Source organism: Roseateles sp. GW821-FHT02E12 (genome assembly GCF_059421665.1).
This window is the reverse complement of sequence record NZ_JBWKVK010000003.1, coordinates 1,066,296-1,083,791: the sequence shown is the minus strand read 5'-3', so window position 1 is coordinate 1,083,791 and position 17,496 is coordinate 1,066,296. Positions and strand designations below refer to the sequence as shown.

12 protein-coding genes are annotated in these 17,496 nt (G+C 70.8%); 7 read left to right on the top strand and 5 right to left on the bottom strand.

Going from position 1 to position 17,496, the window contains the following annotated elements; genetic code table 11:
• Window positions 1-114: 114 nt before the first annotated feature.
• Window positions 115-888, top strand: coding sequence for a DUF2306 domain-containing protein (locus tag AC07V5_RS22845; RefSeq protein WP_495118003.1), 774 nt, complete (start codon window positions 115-117; stop codon window positions 886-888).
• On the opposite strand, the gene AC07V5_RS22840 is transcribed toward AC07V5_RS22845, so the two are convergent.
• From AC07V5_RS22840 to AC07V5_RS22820, 5 genes are read right to left on the bottom strand one after another with little or no spacing between them, the layout of a single operon-like run.
• Window positions 889-1,935 (bottom strand): GSCFA domain-containing protein, encoded by a 1,047-nt coding sequence (locus AC07V5_RS22840; protein ID WP_495118002.1) that lies wholly within the window; start codon window positions 1,933-1,935, stop codon window positions 889-891.
• Window positions 1,919-2,740: a hypothetical protein gene (locus AC07V5_RS22835; RefSeq protein ID WP_495118001.1), complete on the bottom strand. Its 822-nt coding sequence runs from the start codon at window positions 2,738-2,740 to the stop codon at window positions 1,919-1,921. Before AC07V5_RS22835 ends, AC07V5_RS22840 begins: the two co-directional genes overlap by 17 nt.
• A 5-nt stretch (window positions 2,741-2,745) precedes the next feature.
• Entirely contained in the window at window positions 2,746-3,429 is a 684-nt protein-coding gene (locus tag AC07V5_RS22830; RefSeq protein WP_495118000.1) for a class I SAM-dependent methyltransferase, read from the bottom strand.
• A gap of 16 nt (window positions 3,430-3,445) precedes the next feature.
• Complete coding sequence (locus AC07V5_RS22825) at window positions 3,446-4,903, bottom strand: hypothetical protein (protein ID WP_495117999.1); 1,458 nt, start codon at window positions 4,901-4,903, stop codon at window positions 3,446-3,448.
• A complete protein-coding gene (locus AC07V5_RS22820; RefSeq protein WP_495117998.1) occupies window positions 4,903-5,811 on the bottom strand; it encodes a glycosyltransferase family 2 protein in 909 nt (302 codons plus the stop codon). Before AC07V5_RS22820 ends, AC07V5_RS22825 begins: the two co-directional genes overlap by 1 nt.
• A 109-nt stretch (window positions 5,812-5,920) precedes the next feature.
• Between AC07V5_RS22820 and AC07V5_RS22815 the strand changes: the two genes are divergently transcribed.
• The 6 genes from AC07V5_RS22815 to AC07V5_RS22790 all read left to right on the top strand — a co-directional run bounded on the left by AC07V5_RS22815 (window position 5,921) and on the right by AC07V5_RS22790 (window position 17,495).
• Entirely contained in the window at window positions 5,921-6,715 is a 795-nt protein-coding gene (locus AC07V5_RS22815; protein ID WP_495117997.1) for a glycosyltransferase family 2 protein, read from the top strand.
• Window positions 6,716-6,839: 124 nt separating this feature from the next.
• Window positions 6,840-7,346, top strand: a complete 507-nt coding sequence (locus tag AC07V5_RS22810; protein ID WP_495117996.1) for a toll/interleukin-1 receptor domain-containing protein — start codon at window positions 6,840-6,842, stop codon at window positions 7,344-7,346.
• Window positions 7,347-7,366: 20 nt separating this feature from the next.
• Window positions 7,367-7,975 carry a hypothetical protein gene (locus AC07V5_RS22805; protein WP_495117995.1) on the top strand — a complete coding sequence of 203 codons (609 nt, stop codon included), beginning with the start codon at window positions 7,367-7,369 and terminating at the stop codon, window positions 7,973-7,975.
• A gap of 14 nt (window positions 7,976-7,989) precedes the next feature.
• Window positions 7,990-9,111: an AAA family ATPase gene (locus AC07V5_RS22800; protein WP_495117994.1), complete on the top strand. Its 1,122-nt coding sequence runs from the start codon at window positions 7,990-7,992 to the stop codon at window positions 9,109-9,111.
• A 13-nt stretch (window positions 9,112-9,124) separates the two neighbouring features.
• Window positions 9,125-14,215, top strand: coding sequence for a PASTA domain-containing protein (locus AC07V5_RS22795; protein WP_495117993.1), 5,091 nt, complete (start codon window positions 9,125-9,127; stop codon window positions 14,213-14,215).
• Window positions 14,202-17,495 carry a hypothetical protein gene (locus AC07V5_RS22790; RefSeq protein ID WP_495117992.1) on the top strand — a complete coding sequence of 1,098 codons (3,294 nt, stop codon included), beginning with the start codon at window positions 14,202-14,204 and terminating at the stop codon, window positions 17,493-17,495. The genes AC07V5_RS22795 and AC07V5_RS22790 overlap by 14 nt, the downstream gene beginning before the upstream one ends.
• The last annotated feature ends 1 nt before the right edge of the window (window position 17,496 follow it).

The window sequence follows — 17,496 nt, the reverse complement described above, 5'->3', positions numbered from 1 at the left end:
CGGCCGCCGCTGCAGTTCGTCAACGCGGCCGTGCGGCCTGTCGGTGTGTCGAAGGCGCGTAACTGGCAGCTCAGAAGAATGCCGTCCGTTGTGCAACACCCCGGAAGGCTCCCAGTGAACAGCACCGCCCGCTCTATCAGCCCCAGTCGCCCGGTTGCCGCCGCGGCGGGCCTGTGGTTCCTCGTCGCGGCCACCGGCCTCGTCATCTTTGCCAGCTACATCGGCATCAGCTATGGCCGCGCCGCCCTCGGTGGCCCACCGGGGGAGTCACGCTGGGTGGCGGGCGACTGGCTGGGCAACTCCCTGCTCAGCGTGCATCTGGTCTTTGCCCTGCTGCTGACGGCCATCGGCGTGCTGCAGCTGGTGCCGGCGCTGCGCCGCCGCGTGCCGGCCATGCACCGCACGCTGGGTCGCGTCTTCATGGTCGGCGCGCTGCTGGGCAGCTTCAGCGGCTTCTATCTGCTGTGGGTGCGCGGCACTGTGGGCAGCCTGCCCATGCACCTGGCCACCAGCCTGAACGGCGTGCTCATCGTCGCTTTCGCCTGGCTGGCCTGGCGGCATGCCCGGGCGCGCCGCTTCGCCGAGCACCGGCGCTGGGCGCTGCGCCTGTTCATCGTGGTCAACGGCGTCTGGTTCTTCCGCCTCGGCCTGATGCTGTGGCTGATGGTGTGGCAGGCCCCCGTGGGCTTCGACCCCAAGACCTTCACCGGCCCCTTCGTCTACGCGCTCAGCTACGCGCAGTTCCTGCTGCCGCTGGCCGTGCTGGAGCTCTACCTGCGGGCGCGCGGCCGTGCGATGGCGCTCGCGGTGACGCTGGGGCTGCTGAGCCTGGCGACTGCTGGCGGCATCTTCGGCGCCACGATGGGCCTGTGGCTGCCGCGGCTCTGATCAGGGCCTGTCGTTCAACAGCTCTTCGCACTCGACCTGGGCCGCTGCGGCGGCCTGGGCGGCGATGCTGACCGGCGCGGCCGCAACCCGCTCGCCGGCCTCGACGAACGCGGCCGAGAACTGGCGCATGACGTGGTCGACACCGCGCGGCGATACCTCGCGCAGATCACTCTCCAGGTACTGCCCGAAGCTCTGCGCCGACGAGATGATCTCGAAGGACGGGAAGTACTCCACGCCCTCGTGCGCGTCCGCAAACCGCCCCGCCACCGCGCGCAGCACGGCCTTGGAGTAGCTGGACGCGACGATGACCGGATGCGCCGTCGCCGTGGCCACCAGCGGCACCGGCGAGACCGTCACGATCCAGCGCATGGCCGGGTTCACGCCGGCCACGAACTCGCGTACCCAGGCCAGGTCGGCCAGGATCTCCGGGTATTCGAAGTTCATGAAGCCGTGCCGCTTGGCATCGAACGACCCCGCCGCCGTGCCCGGGCAGACCGGGAAGACGAAGCCGCTGCCCTGCTCCACCCAGGCCTCGGTGAGGCCCAGCGTGAAGACGAAGACATCGCACTCGGTGAACAGCCGCCGCACCTGGGCCAGATGCCAGGCGCGGTCGGCGCGCAGGTCGGCCAGGCTGTCATAGCCGCCTGGCTGGATGCGTGGGCGCAGGCCGTCGAAGAAGCGGTCGCCCTCGGTCAGCACGGGCGGGTCGCCCTCGCGCAGGCCGAAGGCGAACTCGACGAGCTGGCGCAGTTGGCGCACCGTGTAGACGTTAGCGTAGCGGGCTGAGAACACGCCGTACTGCAGCTCGCGCGCCCGCTCGGGCGAGATGCCCGCCGGCGCCTGCTCCACCACCCAGTGGCTGAGGCCGAAGCTCTCCAGCCGCTTGGCCATGTGCTGCGCAAAACAGGAGCCGGCGGTGGCGATCTTCAGCGACGGGGTCAGCTTGAACTTCGTTGCCGGCTTGAAGTCGAGCTGGCCCCAGGCCTGGGCGCTGACGGTCTTGCGCCAGAAAGCCTGCGCGGGCAGCGATTCATAAGGATGCGGCATGCAGCACCTCCCTGATTTGAGCCGCCAGGCCCTGGGCGTAAAGCTGGTTGCCGTGCAGGCAGCCGCGGGCGTGGCTGGCCATCAGGCCGCCGGCCGGCGTCAGCGACGTGGGTGGCGCCGGCAGGCTGGTGATGCCGTGCTCGGCGAGCTGGCGGTTCAGCTCGGCATACATCAGCCGGTAGAAGCGCAGCCGCATCGCGAAGGGCTTGACGCCGTGCTGCGCGAACAGCGGTGCAAAACCCTCGGCGTTGGCCAGGATGTGGGCTTCGTCTTCGATGGGCGGTGGCGCCGGCAGGTGGACGATGCGCGCCTGCGGGAACTGCTGGCGCAGCGCGAGGTGGGTCGTCAGCAGCGGCTGGGCCACGTCGCGCGCCCAGGCCAGCGCGTCGGAGCGCGACATCCAGCGCCGGCCCGGCTCGAAGCCGCTGTCGTCGGCCATGAAGTCGGCGTGCGTGGGGTCGTCCACCAGCTGCGAGATGGCGAACTCCTGGCCGCGCAGCAGCGAGAAGATGACCTCGGTGCCGGCCGGAATGTGGCCGAAGGTGGCGGTGAGCTGGGGCGGGATGTAGAGCGTCTGGCCCTGCAACACGGGCGGCGGGCCTCCCGTGGCCGTGTTGTAGAGCACGTAGTCGCCCTGCCAGGGCGGCGGCGCGTCCAGCGGCAACGGGGCCACCAGTGGCACGCCGGTGCGCCAGGCCTGCTGGAAGACGTCGTCGGCGATGGGGCCGATGTACTGGTCAACCAGCCCGAAGAGGTGGGAGCTGCCAATGGCGACGAAGCGCCGGTGGCCGGTCGCTGTCGCCATGGCCGTCAACGCCGTTCCCGCAGCGGCTCGGCGATCTGGCGCTTCTCGATCGCGATGATGGAGTCGTAGAAGGAGATGTTGAAGATCTGCTCGGCCGCGAAGTTGCCGGTGCCGCGCACGCCCTGGCGCTGCTCACGCGGCTGCATGGCGCGGCCGTCGGCCATGCGCCGGTCGTAGTGCCACATGGCCATCTTGTCGGTCAGGCCCTTGGCGAAGTCGTAGAAGTTGATGCCGAAGCGCGAGGCGCCATAGCCCTCCCAGAAGCAGCAGTGCAGGTCCTCCACGAGGTAGACGCCGCCGAACCTCAGCCGCGGGAACAGCGTGAAGAAGGACACCAGCTGCTGGTCGGGCGTGTGGCCACCGTCGTCCACGACGATGTCCAGCGGGCCAACCTGCTCCGCAACCGAGCTGAGGAAGCCGGCGTCGGACTGGTCGCCGATGAAGACCTGGTGCGTGGGGTTGTTGGCGCAGGCGGGGTCGATGTCGATGCCGATGACCTTGGCCTGCGGGCCGAGGTATTCGGACATCAGCGTCAGCGAGCCGCCGCGCTGCACGCCGATCTCCAGGTAGGTGCACTCCTGGCCCTTGAAGCGGGCCATGTGGCGTTCGTACACCTCGAAGTAGTGGCGCCACTTGTCAGACGTGCCGCCCAGCCCTTGCAGAAAGCGTTGCTCGAGTTCTCCCGTCACCTTGGTTCTCCTTGGTTCAGCTCAGCGCGTTCAGCCGGGCGGCCAGCGCGTATTCGGTGTGTTGGTGTTGCGGCAGCCAGGCGTTCAGCAGCGTGGCCATCTGCGGCTGCAGCGTGATGGCCGTCCGGCCGACGACGGCGCACAGGCCGGTGATGTCGCGCTTCACTTCGTCCAGCAGCGCCGGGCGGGCGAAGCGGCCGAGCTGGGCGGCGTAGTCGGCGATGAAGGCGGCCTGCGTCTTCACGGCTTCCAGCACGGTCGCGTCGAACTCCAGCGGCTCGCGCTTGGGCACGTAGCCGCCCGGCACGGCGATGACGCCGCTGACCATGCCCTCGGGCACGTAGTTCAGCAGCTCCAGCACGTCGTTGTGCACGAGGTCGCGGTTGGTCCACAGCGCCGCGGGCGGCTGCCACTGCTTGAGGCCGTAGCGCTGCAGCACCCGGGCCGTGTAGCCGGGCGAGTCGATGAACTCGCAGACGAACAGCTGGGCCTGTTGGGCCGAGATGCCCAGACGCTCGCGCAGCGCGATGACCGACGCCCCCGTGCCGCAGAGGTCCACAAGCCAGGCGGCGCTGCCGATCTTCTCGCGGCAGTAGGCCAGGTAGGTCTCGTCGCCAGACAGGCGCGCCAAGCGCGAGCTGTACCAGTAGTGGCTGCGCGGATGGGTGCCGGGCAGGGCCGACGCCAACGCGTCGTAGACCTGCATCAGATAGCGGCCGTCGCGTGCCGAGAACAGCAGATTGAGCTGCGGCAGCTCGCCGGCCGTGGCCAGCAGGTGCAGCGCGCTGATGAGCAGCACGGGCAGGTTCAACTCGGTCTGCAGGCGCACGAGATCGGGCACCATGCCGCGGCTGCCGGTGGCCAGGCGCGCGGCACGCAGCGTCTGGGCCAGCTCGGGGAAGCCGGCGTCCAGCAGCGCCGCTTCCAGGCCGGTGGGCTCGGTCAACGTGGCGTGCGTGGCGGCCATGCCGGCGGCCTCGGGCTGGCGCACGTCCGCCAGCACGTTGTCGCCCTCGTGCGCCAGCACCTGTCCGGCGGCCGCCAGCGCGGCCCAGACCTGGCCCGTGCGCTTGCCGCTGGCGCCGCGCAGCATGGCGACATGGCCGGCCAAGCCCGCGCGCTGCAGCAGGCGGCGGATGACGGACTCCGGCAGGTACATGTCGGTGATCAGCAGGCTGTCGTCCTGCACCTTGGCCAGCGCATCGGCCACGGGCACGACGTTCTCCAGCTCGATGGCGATCTCCAGCTCCATCAGCGCCTGCTTCTGGCCGGCATCCAGCGTCAGCACACCGGCGATGGCTTCATAGATGTGGGCCAGGCCGTAGTCCAGGTGGGCCACACTGCGCTCGGCATTGACGCGCAGCGCGGCAAAGCCCTTCAGGTTCAGCCGGCGCTCCATCTCCTCGAACACCGCCACGGGGCGGATGCAGCGGCGCGCAATCAGCGTGTCGAAGATGTCGAAGCTGCGCTGCATCAGGCTGCCTCGGCCAGTTGCAGGTGGCGCGCGATGGCCGCGCTGGAGAAGGCGGCGTACTCGGCGGCGTCCGGCACATGGCCGGCCAGCTCGACAAGCCGCTGGGCGCATTCGCCGTAGGCAGCCAGCGCATCGGCGCGGTTGGCGTAGCGCGTCTGCAGCGCCAGGAACTCCGGCAGCCGGCCCGGCTCCCGCCCGCGCAGGAAGCTGCGCATGTAGCGCTGCTTGATGGTCAGGTCATGCCCCCACTGCTGCTGGGCCCGCGTCTGGCTGACCTGCTTGGCATGCTTTCGGTAGTAGGTCAGCGGCAGTTCCACGTTGCCGAACGTGGCGCCGGCCACGCTGGCGCGGCACCACAGCTCGTAGTCCTCGGCGAAGTCGAAGGCGGGGTCGTAGGTACCGACCCAGTCGAAGACCCGGCGGCGCGCCATGACCGAGGGATGGGCGATGGCGCAGCGCTGGACGAAGGCGGTGCGGATGGCGGCGTCGGCGGTCGGGTGGCTCAGCAGGCCCAGCGGGTTCTGCAGGCCGCGCTCGTGGTCGAACACGACGAGCTGGGTGCCGCAGATGTGCACGTCGGGGCGAGCCTGCAGGAATTCCAGCTGCAGGCGCAGCCGCTCGGGGTGCGCCAGATCGTCGGCATCCAGCCGAGCGACGAATTCGGAGTCGCCGGCCGCCAGGCCGTCGTTCAAGGACCGGGCCACGCCCTGCGGGGCGTCGTGGGCGATGCGGCGCAGGCTGAGCTGGCCCTCGAAACGGGCGACCAAGTCGGCGGTCGAGTCGGTCGACCCATCGTCGACCAGCACGACCTCGAAGTCGCGCAGGCTCTGGTGGGCAAGACTCTGCAGCGTCTCGCCAAGGGTCTGCTCGGCGTTCAGCGCCGGAATGACGACGGAAATCAAGGGCATGGTCGACGGATGCTAACCAAGGCATCGCCCCGCCATCGCACAAGAAGCCCGCGCCACTGATGCCAAATCGATGGCCAGCCGCCCCCGCCCTGACCTAGCATCGCCGGCCATGACTGCCCCCTTCTTCTCGATCGTCATGGCCACGCACAACCGGCCAGCCACGCTCGCACGCGCGATTGCGTCGCTGAGGGCGCAGACCTTTGCCGGCTTCGAGATCCTGCTGGTGGCCGACGCGCTGGACGCCGCCACGGCCGCCGTCGTCGCCCGCGACCTCGGCCCGGCCGACAGCTTCCTCAAGCGCACCGGCCCGAACGGCCCTGCCGAAAGCCGCAACCGCGGCCTTGCCATGGCGCGCGGCGAGTGGGTCATCTTCCTGGACGACGACGACACGTTCGAGCCCCACCACCTCGCGACGCTGAAGCCGCACTGCGAGCGCGCCGACGCCCAGGTGCTGTTCACCGACATCACCATCGTCACCGAGGACCGCCAGCAGCCCGGCATTCCCGAGCTGGGCCGGGTGGCCACGCCGCTGGCCGGTGCCGACGTGAACACGCTGTGGGTCAAGAACTTCATCCCCCTGCACTGCCTGGCCTACCGGCGCAGCCTGCTGCAGGAGCTGACCTTCGACGCCCACCTCGCCTCGCAGGAGGACTGGGACTGGCTGCTGGGCGTCTGCTCGCGCGCGATGCCCGTGCACGTGCCGGGCGGCGGGGCTGTCATGCACAAGGATTACGTGAACCCCGGTGCCCGGCGCGGGCAGCAGGAAGCCTCCAACAACACGACCGTCGTGCTGGACTTTCTGCACGTCTACCGGCGCTGGCCGGCGCCGACGCCGGAGCTGAAGGCGGCGCGGGCCGGGCTGCTGAAGGGCGTGGGGCTGGCGTTGCCGGTGGAGTGGTTCTGAGCGGTTCGACCCGGCAAGCGGCTTGAGCCCGCGCTGACGCTCCGCGCCGACAGTTCGATCCTCGGTATGGTCAAGACCAGTCGCGGCCGATATCCTGCGCAGCGCCTGAAAGGAGCCCTGGTCGATGCCCGCCAACAACATCTTCATCTCCTACAAGCACGAGAAGCCGTGGATCGACATGGCGGCCAAGTTCCGCATCCGCCTCAAGAACTACGCCGACGACTGGAACCTCGACTACTTCATCGACAGCCAGCAGATCGCCGCCGGGCGGCCCTGGCGCGCCAGCGTTGATGCGGCGCTTGCCGGCTGCACCCACATGCTGTGCCTGCTGTGCGACACCTACTGGGATTCCGACGAATGCCGGCGTGAGCTCGACACGCTGCTCAAGCGCCGCGCCGCCGGTGAGGCCGTGCTGCCGTACTTCGTGCTCGCCGAGTCGATGAACCCGGCCTACCTGCGCTTCAACCCGGACGGCAGCCGCATCGGCGACGTCAGCAGAGTTGGGGATTTCCAGTTCCTCGGTCCGTACGATGATGCCCGCAGGCTGATCGCGTTGCAGTCCATCGACCCGTCCGGCTGGGGCGACGCGGTCGAAACCATGCTCAAGCGCATCAAGAACGACCTGCATTGAAGGAGCGGCCCCCGGTGGTCTTGCCCAAGGCACTCTCGAAAATCGAATACCGCCGCGACGTCTTCGTCTCGGGCTTCCCGGGCCGCGCCGCCGGGCCGCTGGTCGAGCCGGTCACGAGCCGCATCCGCACCTATCTCGACACCAAGACCGCCGTCCGCTCGCGCAAGGACAACTGGGGCCCGGGCATGCTGCGCCAGTGGCTGGAGACCGTGTCCGACTTCATCCTGCTGTACGACGACGAGGTCAGCGAAGCGCTGCGCGAAGCCGACCGCGAGAAGCTGCCCGACATGCCGGACGACGGCCTGGAGCTGCTCGTCGTTCTCGGTGTCAACGACACCAAGGGCAAGAACGGCGACGAAGGGATACGGGTCTGGCTCGCGAAGACGCAGTCGCTGCCGGTGCGGCTACGCCGCGTCGCCGGCTGCGACACCTGGCAACTGCTCGAGGACGACCCCGGCCTGCACTGGCTCTACGGCCCGAAGGAGAAGGTGTTGACCAAGCTCGAGAACCTGCAGGACCAGACGCTGCTCGGCGACGACGAGACGCGGCTGGGCGAGAAGGTCGAGTCCTTCGTCGACCATGAGCCCGAGATCTGCCAGCATTGCGGCGCGGTGCACGCGCCGCGCTGAACCCTGAGGACGAGATGCCGAACGCGAAACCCCGCCTCTTTGTCGGCCGTGGCCGTCTCGATGACGACAAGACGAGGCGCTGGCGCACCGAGATCGACGACGAGGCGCAATGCGCGTCGCTGATCGCGCAGGGCCGCATGGACGACCCGGCCGACTACAGCGCCGACCCCGGGCTGGTCGACGCGATGAACGTCGCGCTGCTGCTCGGCCGCCCGCTGCTGCTGACCGGCCGGCCCGGCACGGGCAAGTCGCAGTTCGCCGACCGCGCGGCCTGGGAGTTCGACCTGGCGCCGGTGCTGCGCTTCGAGGCGCAGTCGGTGAGCGAGGCGCGAGACCTGTTCTACAACTTCGACATGATCGGCCGCATGGCGGCGGCGCAGCCTGGGGCCGACGGGCGGGCCGACCCCGAGCGCTTTATCACGCTGGCCGCGCTGGGCAAGGCAGTCATCTACTCCAAGCCGCTGGCCGGCGCGAACGCGCAGACGGCGGACGCTGAAAGCCCCGGCGCCGCGGCCACCGGCATCCGCCTCTCGCCGGCCCACCCGGCGCCGCTGGAAGGGCGTGCCAGCGTGGTGCTGATCGACGAGATCGACAAGGCCAGCCGCGACTTCCCGAACGACCTGCTGAACGCGATCGAACGCTTCAGCTACGAGATCCCGGAACTCGAAGGCCGCCGCTTCGAGGCCGCGCGCACGCCCGACACGCGGCCCATCGTCATCATCACGAGCAACTCCGAACGCGAGCTGCCCGAACCCTTCCTGCGCCGCTGCGTGTACTACAACATCCCACCGCCGAACGCGGCGACGCTGGCGCGAATCGTCAGCGCGCGCGTGCTCGGCCCGGGCGAGGACGGCAAGCCGCCGGCCGAGCTGCCGACGCTGTTCCGCGAGCTCGTTGAGTGCTTCGAGGCCTACACCAAGCTGGCCGGGCGCGACATCGTCTTCACGCCGGGCACCTCGGAGCTGATCGACCTGGCCAAGGTCGTCGCCGCCGACCCCGAGGCGCAGCCCGACGAGCCGCTGCGCCACGACGCCAACCTCGCGAGCGCGCGCCGCGCGGCGTCAGCGGTGGCCAAGGGCAAGGGCGACGCCGAAACCTTCGGCAAGCACTTGGGCACCTGGACGAAGCAGTCTTAGGGAGTGCGCTGACGTGGACGATGGCGCCGGGCTGCCTGACACCGATGGCCTGCTCGGCCTGCACCAGGCGCTCGAGCGGGACGGCTTCGTCGTGGGCCCGCGTGAACTGCTGTCGGCCACGCGCCTGCTCGTGCGGCTGGGCGAAGCCGGCCTGTGGCGAGGCGACGATGCGGCGCCGCTGAAGACCTACCTGGGCGCGGTGTACTGCAAGTCCGCCGCCGAGCAGCAGCGCTTCGGTGCCGTGTTCGACCGCTGGCTCGAGGGTCGCACCCGGGCCGCACCACCACCGACGACGGCGACGACGCCCCTGCTGGACGACAAGACAGCCCCCACGCCGGACACCGCGCCACGGCCGCCGAGCAAGTGGCCAGTGCGCATCTTCATCGCGCTGGCGGTGCTCGCCGTCGCCAGCATGCTGGTGCAGCGCCTGCGCGAGCAGAGGCAGGCCACGCCGCCGATCGAACAGCCGGTGCCGATCGCACCGGCAGCGAGTGCCGTGGCCACCCCGGCGCCAGCCAGCGCCCCGCGCGTGACGCGCGCCGAAGTCGGCCAGCCTGACGGCAACGCCGGCTACGAGGCGGTGCACCAGTTCCAGCGCGAACTCCAGCCCTGGCTGGTGGCCGTGCTGCTGGGCCTGCCGGCGCCGCTGCTGTTGCTGCTCTACGCGCCGGCGCTTGCGCTGTCGCGCCGCCATGTCGAACGCCAGCGACAGGGCGGCGGCGTGCAGCTCGACGTGTCCATCTGGCGAAGCGAGGCCGAACGCGTCGTACCCGTGATGAGCGAGGCCACCGCGGCGCGCATGGACCGCCACGTGCTCCCGCCTGCTGAGGACGCCGGCATGCGCCGCGTGCTGCACCCGGCGCGCACCATCGCCGCCACGCTGCGCCGCCACGGCCACCTCACGCTGCGCTGGCGCTCGCGCCGCACCCGGCCGACCTACCTCGTGCTGATCGACGTGCGTGACGAGAACGACCTGCGCGGCCGCCTCTTCTTCCGCTGGGCCGACCGGCTGCGCCGCCAGGGCGTGGGCGTCGACATCTGGCTCTTCGACGGCGACCCGCGGCTGCTCTACCCGGCGCACCAGCGCCGTGTCGTCGACAGCCAGGGAGCCGAACGCAATGCGGTGCGCTTCGAGCAGGTCGCCCAGCGCGCCGCTGCCGACAGCGTGAGCCGCCTGATCGTCGTCGGCGACGGCAGCAGCTTCTTCGACGGTGCCAAGCTGACGCCCTGGTGGCCCATGCTCGGCTGGGAGCGCTGGCCCGAGCGCGTCATGTTCACGCCGGTCGATTCACGCGACTGGGGCGAGCGCGAAGTCGCCATCGAGCGCCCGCTGGCCCGCGCCGATCCCGGTTTCCTGGTGCTGCCGCTGGAGGCCGAGGCGCTCGACGCCTACGCAGTGCAGCTGACGAGCGGCGAGCTGCCCGCCATCGTGCTGTCCGCGGCGCGGCGCTACCCGTCGCTGCTCGACCGCCTGCCGGAAGGCGGCCTCGCCGCCGATGCACCTCCCGAGAAGGACATCGAGAAGCTCATCGCCCAGCTGCGCCTGTACCTGGGCGAGAACGGCCTGCGCTGGCTGGCCGCCTGCGCCGTGCCGCCGCTGACACGCTGGGAGCTGACGCTGCTGATCGGCCAGGAGCTGTTCCGCTCCATGGGCGCCGACGATGAGGAATCGCTGCGCTGGCTGATGCAGACCAACTACGCCCGCCTGGCGCGCCTGCCCTGGCTGCGCAGCGCGAGCTTCCCCGACTGGCTGGCGCTGCGCCTGCTCGACGAACTCAGCCCGCCCGAGCAGCAGCGCATCCGCGAGGTCGTGGGCCGCCTGCTCGACCAGGTGCCCGCCGAGCGCGTTGACGCCGCGCGCGACGTACTGCCGCTGGACTGCACGCCGCCTGGCGGCAGCAGCGCGGGCGGCGCGGCGCCCGCAGCCCCGCCCGACCCGTCACGCCAACGCCGCGATTGGCTCTACCTGGGCTTCATCGACGGGCTCTCGCCGCGCCAGCTCGCGATGCGTGCGCCGCCCGCCTGGCGCAAGTGGTTCGCCGCCCCACGCGGCCAGGTGCGTGGCGCACGCGAGCTGCTGCGCTTCGTGGCCGATTGGCTGCGCGCCTTTGCCGCCCGCCTGATGTGGCGCGACGGGCGGCGCGAAAGCGGCAGCTCGTGGCGGCCGCTCGTGCTGTCGGTGGCGTGGATCGTGGCGACCGCCGGCGCGCTGGCCTGGGCGGCCAGCCGGCCTGAAGGCGTGCTGCCACCGCAGCTTGCAAAGGTCTTGCTCGAAGACCGCCGCAGCGACGCCGGCGCAGTCTCCGAAGTGCCCTACCGCCAGCTCGCGTTCTCCGGTGACGGTTCGCATTTCGTCAGTGTCGACGCGTCAGGCGAGATCCAGGTGCGGCGCAGCGATGCGACGGCGTCGCTGGTCGGGCCGCCCATCCAGATGCGCGAGCCGGTCGCGGCGGCGTTGCTCGACGAGAAGGGTGAACGGCTCACCGTCGTCGAACGCAGCGGGCGCGTGAGGAGGATCGACCCGCGCTCGGGCGGGCGCGGGACGTGGTTGCAGTTCGCCGGCAGCGCGACGTACCAGGGTGCCATCCTTTCCAGCGATAGCCGGTATCTCGTGGGATGGGACGAGGGTGGCGAAGTCTGGCTCAGCGATCTCGAAAAAATCTCGATCAAGACCCTGGTCGAAGGACGGGACGGCAAACCGGTGCCGAGTGCCGCCTTCGGTGCAGCGGGGCTCATCGTCGCGCGCGGCAATGCCACATGGACCTTCCGCCTGGACAGCACACAAGCCTTCAGCGGCGCAATACCTGGCGTGCCAACCAACGCACGCACCTGGATCAGCACCAATGCATTGCTCAGTGCAGCCGAGATGGCAAAGGGCCGGCTCAGACCCATGGGCTCAGCGACTTCGGCCCGTTCCGAAGACCTGGAATTCTCCGACGCCGTGACGCATTGCGTTTTCTCCGACAGCGCGCTGCGGGTCGCGGCCGCCGCAGGCAGCGAGATCAAGATCTGGGACAACGGCAAGGTGATTGCCACGCTCGCCGCGCGTGTCGGCAAGGTCCGCCAGCTGGCGCTGCCGGGCGACGGCAGCGTGCTGCTGGTCGCCGACGAAGGTCCCGAGGTCGTGGCCTACAAGCTGCCCGGCGCGGCCGACGTGGCGGCGAAAGCAGGCAGCAACGCGCTGGCCGACATTGGCGCGCCGGTGGTGCTGGCCGGCCTGGCGACCGGCTCGCCGCTGGAGGCCTTGGCCGTCTCGCCGCAGGGCGACCGTGTGCTGACGGCCAATGCCGCGCACGAGATTCGCCTCTGGCAGAGCGCGCGCCTGACCGTTGCCGCGGGACCGAGCATGCAGTCCGCGACGGCACAGCGCTCGGTCGCGATCAGTGCCGACGGCCGCTGGACGGCCAGTGGCGGCGCCGGCGGTGAGATCGTCGTGTGGGACGCGCACACCGGCAAGCTGCGTTCGCGGTTCAACGCGCGAACCGACGGCATTCGCGCGCTCGCATTCAGCGACAGCGGCCAACTGCTCAACGTGTTGAGCCAAGCCGGGCTCTGGCAGGCCTGGGACACGCGCAGCGCCATGCCTGTCGGCACCGCGGTGGAAGATACGGCGCTGCAGGGTGGCATCTTTGTGCGCTACGCCCCGGGTCGCACCGCGATGACCGCGACCGACGAAGGCGTGCGACTCTGGCGCTTCGGCAACCTCGGTGCCCAGCTCGTGACGCAGGTCAAGCTGAATGACCTGCAAGCCGTCGATGTCAGCGCCGACGGCACGCTGTTCGTGACGGCGACGGACGCCGGCCGGGTTCGCCTCTGGTCGGTGGAGACCGGGCAGCGCGTGCGCGAGTTCGATGCGAACGGTGACCTGAACGGCGGCGCGTCGGCGGCCGCGCAACCGGCCCAACAGGCGGCGCTGACGTTGCCCAGCGTCCTGGGCCTGCCGCTCGACAAGGCGCGCGCCACGCTCGCTTCCATGGGCCTGGCGCTGCGTGTCGCCGCCAGCGGCGGCACTGCGACACGCGCCATTCCCGGCACGGTGATGCGCATGCAGCCGGCCAGCGGCAGCAAAGTCGCGCGCGGCAGCACGGTGCAGCTCGTGGTGGCCGGCAGCGCCTGCCGCGGCGGCTTCGTCGAGCGCGGCGCCTTCAGCGGCGACACGGCCTGCGTCGACGCCGCGACCCGCGACCAGGTGCAGCGCGACAACAAGGCCGCCGAAGCCCGTATCGACCTGAAGAGCCAGTCCTTCGGCGCCGGCTCCACCTGCTTCTCCGGCTATGTCTGGCGTGAGGCCGACCGCCTGGTGCGCGGCGATGCCTTCACCGACAAGATCTGCGTCACACCGGCGCAGCGCCAGCAGGCCGCCGACGACAACGCGCGCCAGAAGGAGCGCGTGGCCGACGGCTTTGGCGACCAGCCGGCCCGCGCGACCGTGCAGGTCGCGGCGCGTGTGCGTGACTCGGTGCGCTCCGTGTCCTTGACTGCCAACACCGCCGGCACGCCGCTGCTGCTGGTGCGTGGCAGCCAGCGTGCGCTGATCTACGACACCACGACCGGCCGCCCGCTCGGCCCTGCGGTGACTCAACTCAACTTCGCGGATGCCGCCTTCGCTCCGCAACAGGCACTGCTGCTGACGGCAGATACCGACGGTGGCGTGCGCTTCTGGGACGTGGCGAGCGGCCTGGAATCGCTGCCGGCGCTGCAGGTCGGCGGGCCGGTCCGCAACCTGACAGTCGCGCCGGGTGGCCGTTATTTGCTGACTGCCAAGTTGGACGGCACCGTGCGGGTCTGGGACCTCGCGGCCCGGCGCGCGCTGCCATCGCCCATCGAACATGCGGTGGCGAACATACAGGCCGAGACGTTCGCGTTCGACGCGCGCGGTGAGCGGGTCGTGCTGGCCGGTGGCACCGCGCCCCAGGTGGTGCGCCTGCCCGCGAGCGACACCGGCGAGCTGCGGGTCGTGCGGCCCTATGCGCTGTTCTGGCTCGGCGTGCTGGCGCTCGTGGGCGCCGCCGGCATCGCCGGGATGATCCTGTTGGCGCGCCGGCGTGCCCACAGGATCGACGCGATCACGCTGCGCAAGAGGAGTGCCGATGTCTCCGCTTGATCTCACGTCGAGCACCATGAGCGTGATGGCCCGTGCGGCCGCCGGCACGGAGACTGCACGCCGCCTCGCCAACACGCGCGGCGCCGCCGGTGCGGTCGCGCTCTTCGCCGCGGCGATGACCTGCGCCCTCCTCGCCCGCGGCGACGCGCGCACCGCGTGGTGGACCGTGTGGGCCGCGCTGCTCGTTGGGCAGATCGCGGCCACCCTGCACTGGACGCTTCGCGGCTCCACCTTCATCACCTCCTCCGCCACCTCCGGCTTGCGGCCCTGGCGGCTGGTGGGCGGCACCGCACTCGGCGTCTGGGGGCTGCTGATCTTCGAGCCCGCGCAGCGCTTTTCGCAGCGCCTGGCCTTCGAGCTCGGGCAGGGCACGCCGTGGTGGGGCGTCGCGAGCGGGCTGGCGTGGTGCCTGCTGCTGGTCAGCGTGCCGCTCGTGGTGCTGGCCGCCTACCTGGCGTGGCGCGCGCTCGCGCACGCCGTGCTGGCCGGCCGCGTGTCGGCCAACGTGCCGCACGACCTGATGTGGGTGGGCGGCGTTTCGGCGCTCGCCGCCGCGGCGCAGGCGGCATGGGCACCACTCGGCTGGGGCAACGCGCTGGAACTCAGCGGCTCGGTCTGGACGATGGCGGCGCAGCGCCTCTCGCTCTTCGTTGACGAGTACGGTGCGGCGCAGATCGTGCTCTTCGCGGTCTATGCGGCGGTGCAGGCCGTGCTGGCGCGGCCCACGCGCACCCTCGCGCCACCACTCATCGTCCTCGACCTGCGGCGCTGGAATGAAGCGACGGTGAACGACACGCGCGCGCTGCACGCTTTCGCCTGCGCGTGGGGCGAGGCGCGCGGTGGCTGCGTGCTGGTGCGCGAGGACGCGCATGCCCTGCAGGCGGCGGGCCAGCATGTGCGCTGGGCCGATGCGGCCGGCCGCCTGGCCGAGGTTTTCGCCGACGGTGCCGGCGCACCGCGCCGCTGGTGCGCCACCTGGCTGGCGCCGGCGAGTGGCCCCTTCGTGCGCGAAGCCCTGCTGGCCCAAGCGGCCGACCTGCGCGAGATGGCGCTCGCCGTGCAGGCGCATGCGCCCGGGGCAACCTGCCTCGTCATCGCCGGCAGCTGGGCCACGCCGGCCGAGGTCGAGGCGCTGCGCCTGGCCTGGCCCAAGCAGCGTGCGCTGCTGCTCGTCGACAACGCGCTCGTCACGCCGCCCATCGCGCGCCTGGCCACCGTGGGGGGCCAGCTCGGCAGCTCGCGCCAGCGGAGCCGCCTGGTGGAGGCGATAGCGCTGCGCATCCAGGAACCAGCGCCCAGCGAAAGCATCGCCGTCATCGGCCGCCCGCGCAGCGACCGCCTGTGCGACCAGCTGGCCGCACTGCTCGACCAGCGCGTCGCCGACCCCGGCCAGCGTCGCCTGGATGCGCAGCGGCCCGCGCGCGAATCGGCCACGCACTTCGACCGTGTCGTGCTGCTCGTCGACGCGGCGTGGATAGGCGGTGAGGCCGAGGCCGGCGTCGAGGCAGCGAGCCTGCAGCCGCTGCTCGAGATGACACCGCGGCTGTCGGTGTTCGCGGTGGGCGGCACCGCCTTGCTGCCGACGGCGGCGACGATGCGCGCCGCGCTCCGGCGCTGTGGCTGGGCCGGCGCCTTCAGCTACCACGGGCGGCTGTCGGAAGACCCGCAGCAATGGCCCTCGCAAGGCGGTGTCGAAAGCTTCCTCCACGGCGCCACGGTCGACCTGCCCGCCGGCACGGCCAGCATCGCGATCGGGGTGATCGCCGACGACGACGCCAGCCACCAGGCGCACGGCGTGGTGTGCCCAGCGCTGGCGCTGCGCTTCAGCGGCGACGGCGTCGCCTTCCAGCCGGCGCCGGGCACGCCGCTGCGCCTGGTCGTGCCCGTGCTGTCCCCACGTTCCATCGCGGCTTGGCGGGACGGGCAGGAGGACGCGCTGAGCCGCCGCCTGCACGACGAGCTCGAACGCGGCGTGGCCTGCCTGCCGGTGCTGATGGGCGGTGCCCGGTACGAGTGGGGCAGCAAGAGCCTGCCGCTCGTCGCGCGGCTGCACAACACGACCTACAGCATGCACCTCGGCCCGGACACGGCCACGCAGGACTTCACGCCGCTCTTCTCGATCGCGCAGCAGGCGTTGATGCAGGGCGCGCAGAAACAGCAGCCCGCAACGCCAGCGCCGATCGCCAAGGAGCCCGCCAGCGCCCCGCCCCCGACGGCTGTAGCGCCCGAACCGGCGCCGCAGCCACTGCCACGCCTGCGTGACTGCCAGTTCGGCGCCTACCTCAGCTACGCAAGCGCCGACGACGCCGCCTGGTTCGGTTGGGTGATGAGCTTCGGCAAAGAGCTGGAGGCTGCCCTCGCGGCACGCCTGCGCGGCACGCCCCTGCCCGCCTTCCTGCTCGACAGCAGCTCAGGCCCGGTGGCCGGCCCGGTCGCCGAAGAGCTGCGCCTACGCATGGAGTCGTCGTTCGCGCTGATCCTGTTCGTGCATGACAACTACCTCGAGAGCGAGTGGTGCGCGCACGAGCTCGAGATGTTCAAGGCGGTGTTCGGCGAAGCCGGCATGCGTGAGCGGCTGTACATCGTCGCGATGTCGCAGCCGGCGGCCCTGCGCCTGACGGCCAGCGCTGCCTGGGCACGCTTGATGCCCAAGGAGCAGCACGCCTGGGCGCCGTTCTACGAGGATGACGACCCGAGCCGCCCGATCGCGATCTACGCTGACAGCCAGAATCGCAGGGTCGTCAGCGCGGAGTTCTGGGACAGGCTGCTGCACATCCGCGAGGATCTGGCGAGGAAGATGCGGGCGGAGCTGGTGGCGCCGGCGCCCGAGGTGCGGCTGTGGGTCGAGATTGACCAGGCCGATCTCCCGCGGTGGGAGCCGCTGGTACAAGGCCTGCAGCAGGCCTGGGCAGAGGTCTTGCAGGCCGAGTTCCCACGGGACGAACCGGCGCCCGTGCTGCAGGTTGAACGCGCGCAGGGCGGCCCGATTGCCGATGCGGACGCGGTGCTATTCGCCTGGGAAGCGATGACGAGGACAAACCTGACTCAGCAGATCCAGGACATCAAACGGCGCCTGACCGGCTCCGAGCCGCCCCCCCTTGCCATCGCCCGCCTCGTTCCACCGAATCGGCACCTCGCTGACCTGCAGGAGCCGCCCTGGCCCTTGATCCATTTCGATACCGACACGCCCGAGCGGTTCGGTGTGCTCGAAGAGGACCGGCCAAAGCTCGCGATGTTCCTGCGCGAGATCCTGCAGCGCCGTCGCCGTCTTCAGACGTGAC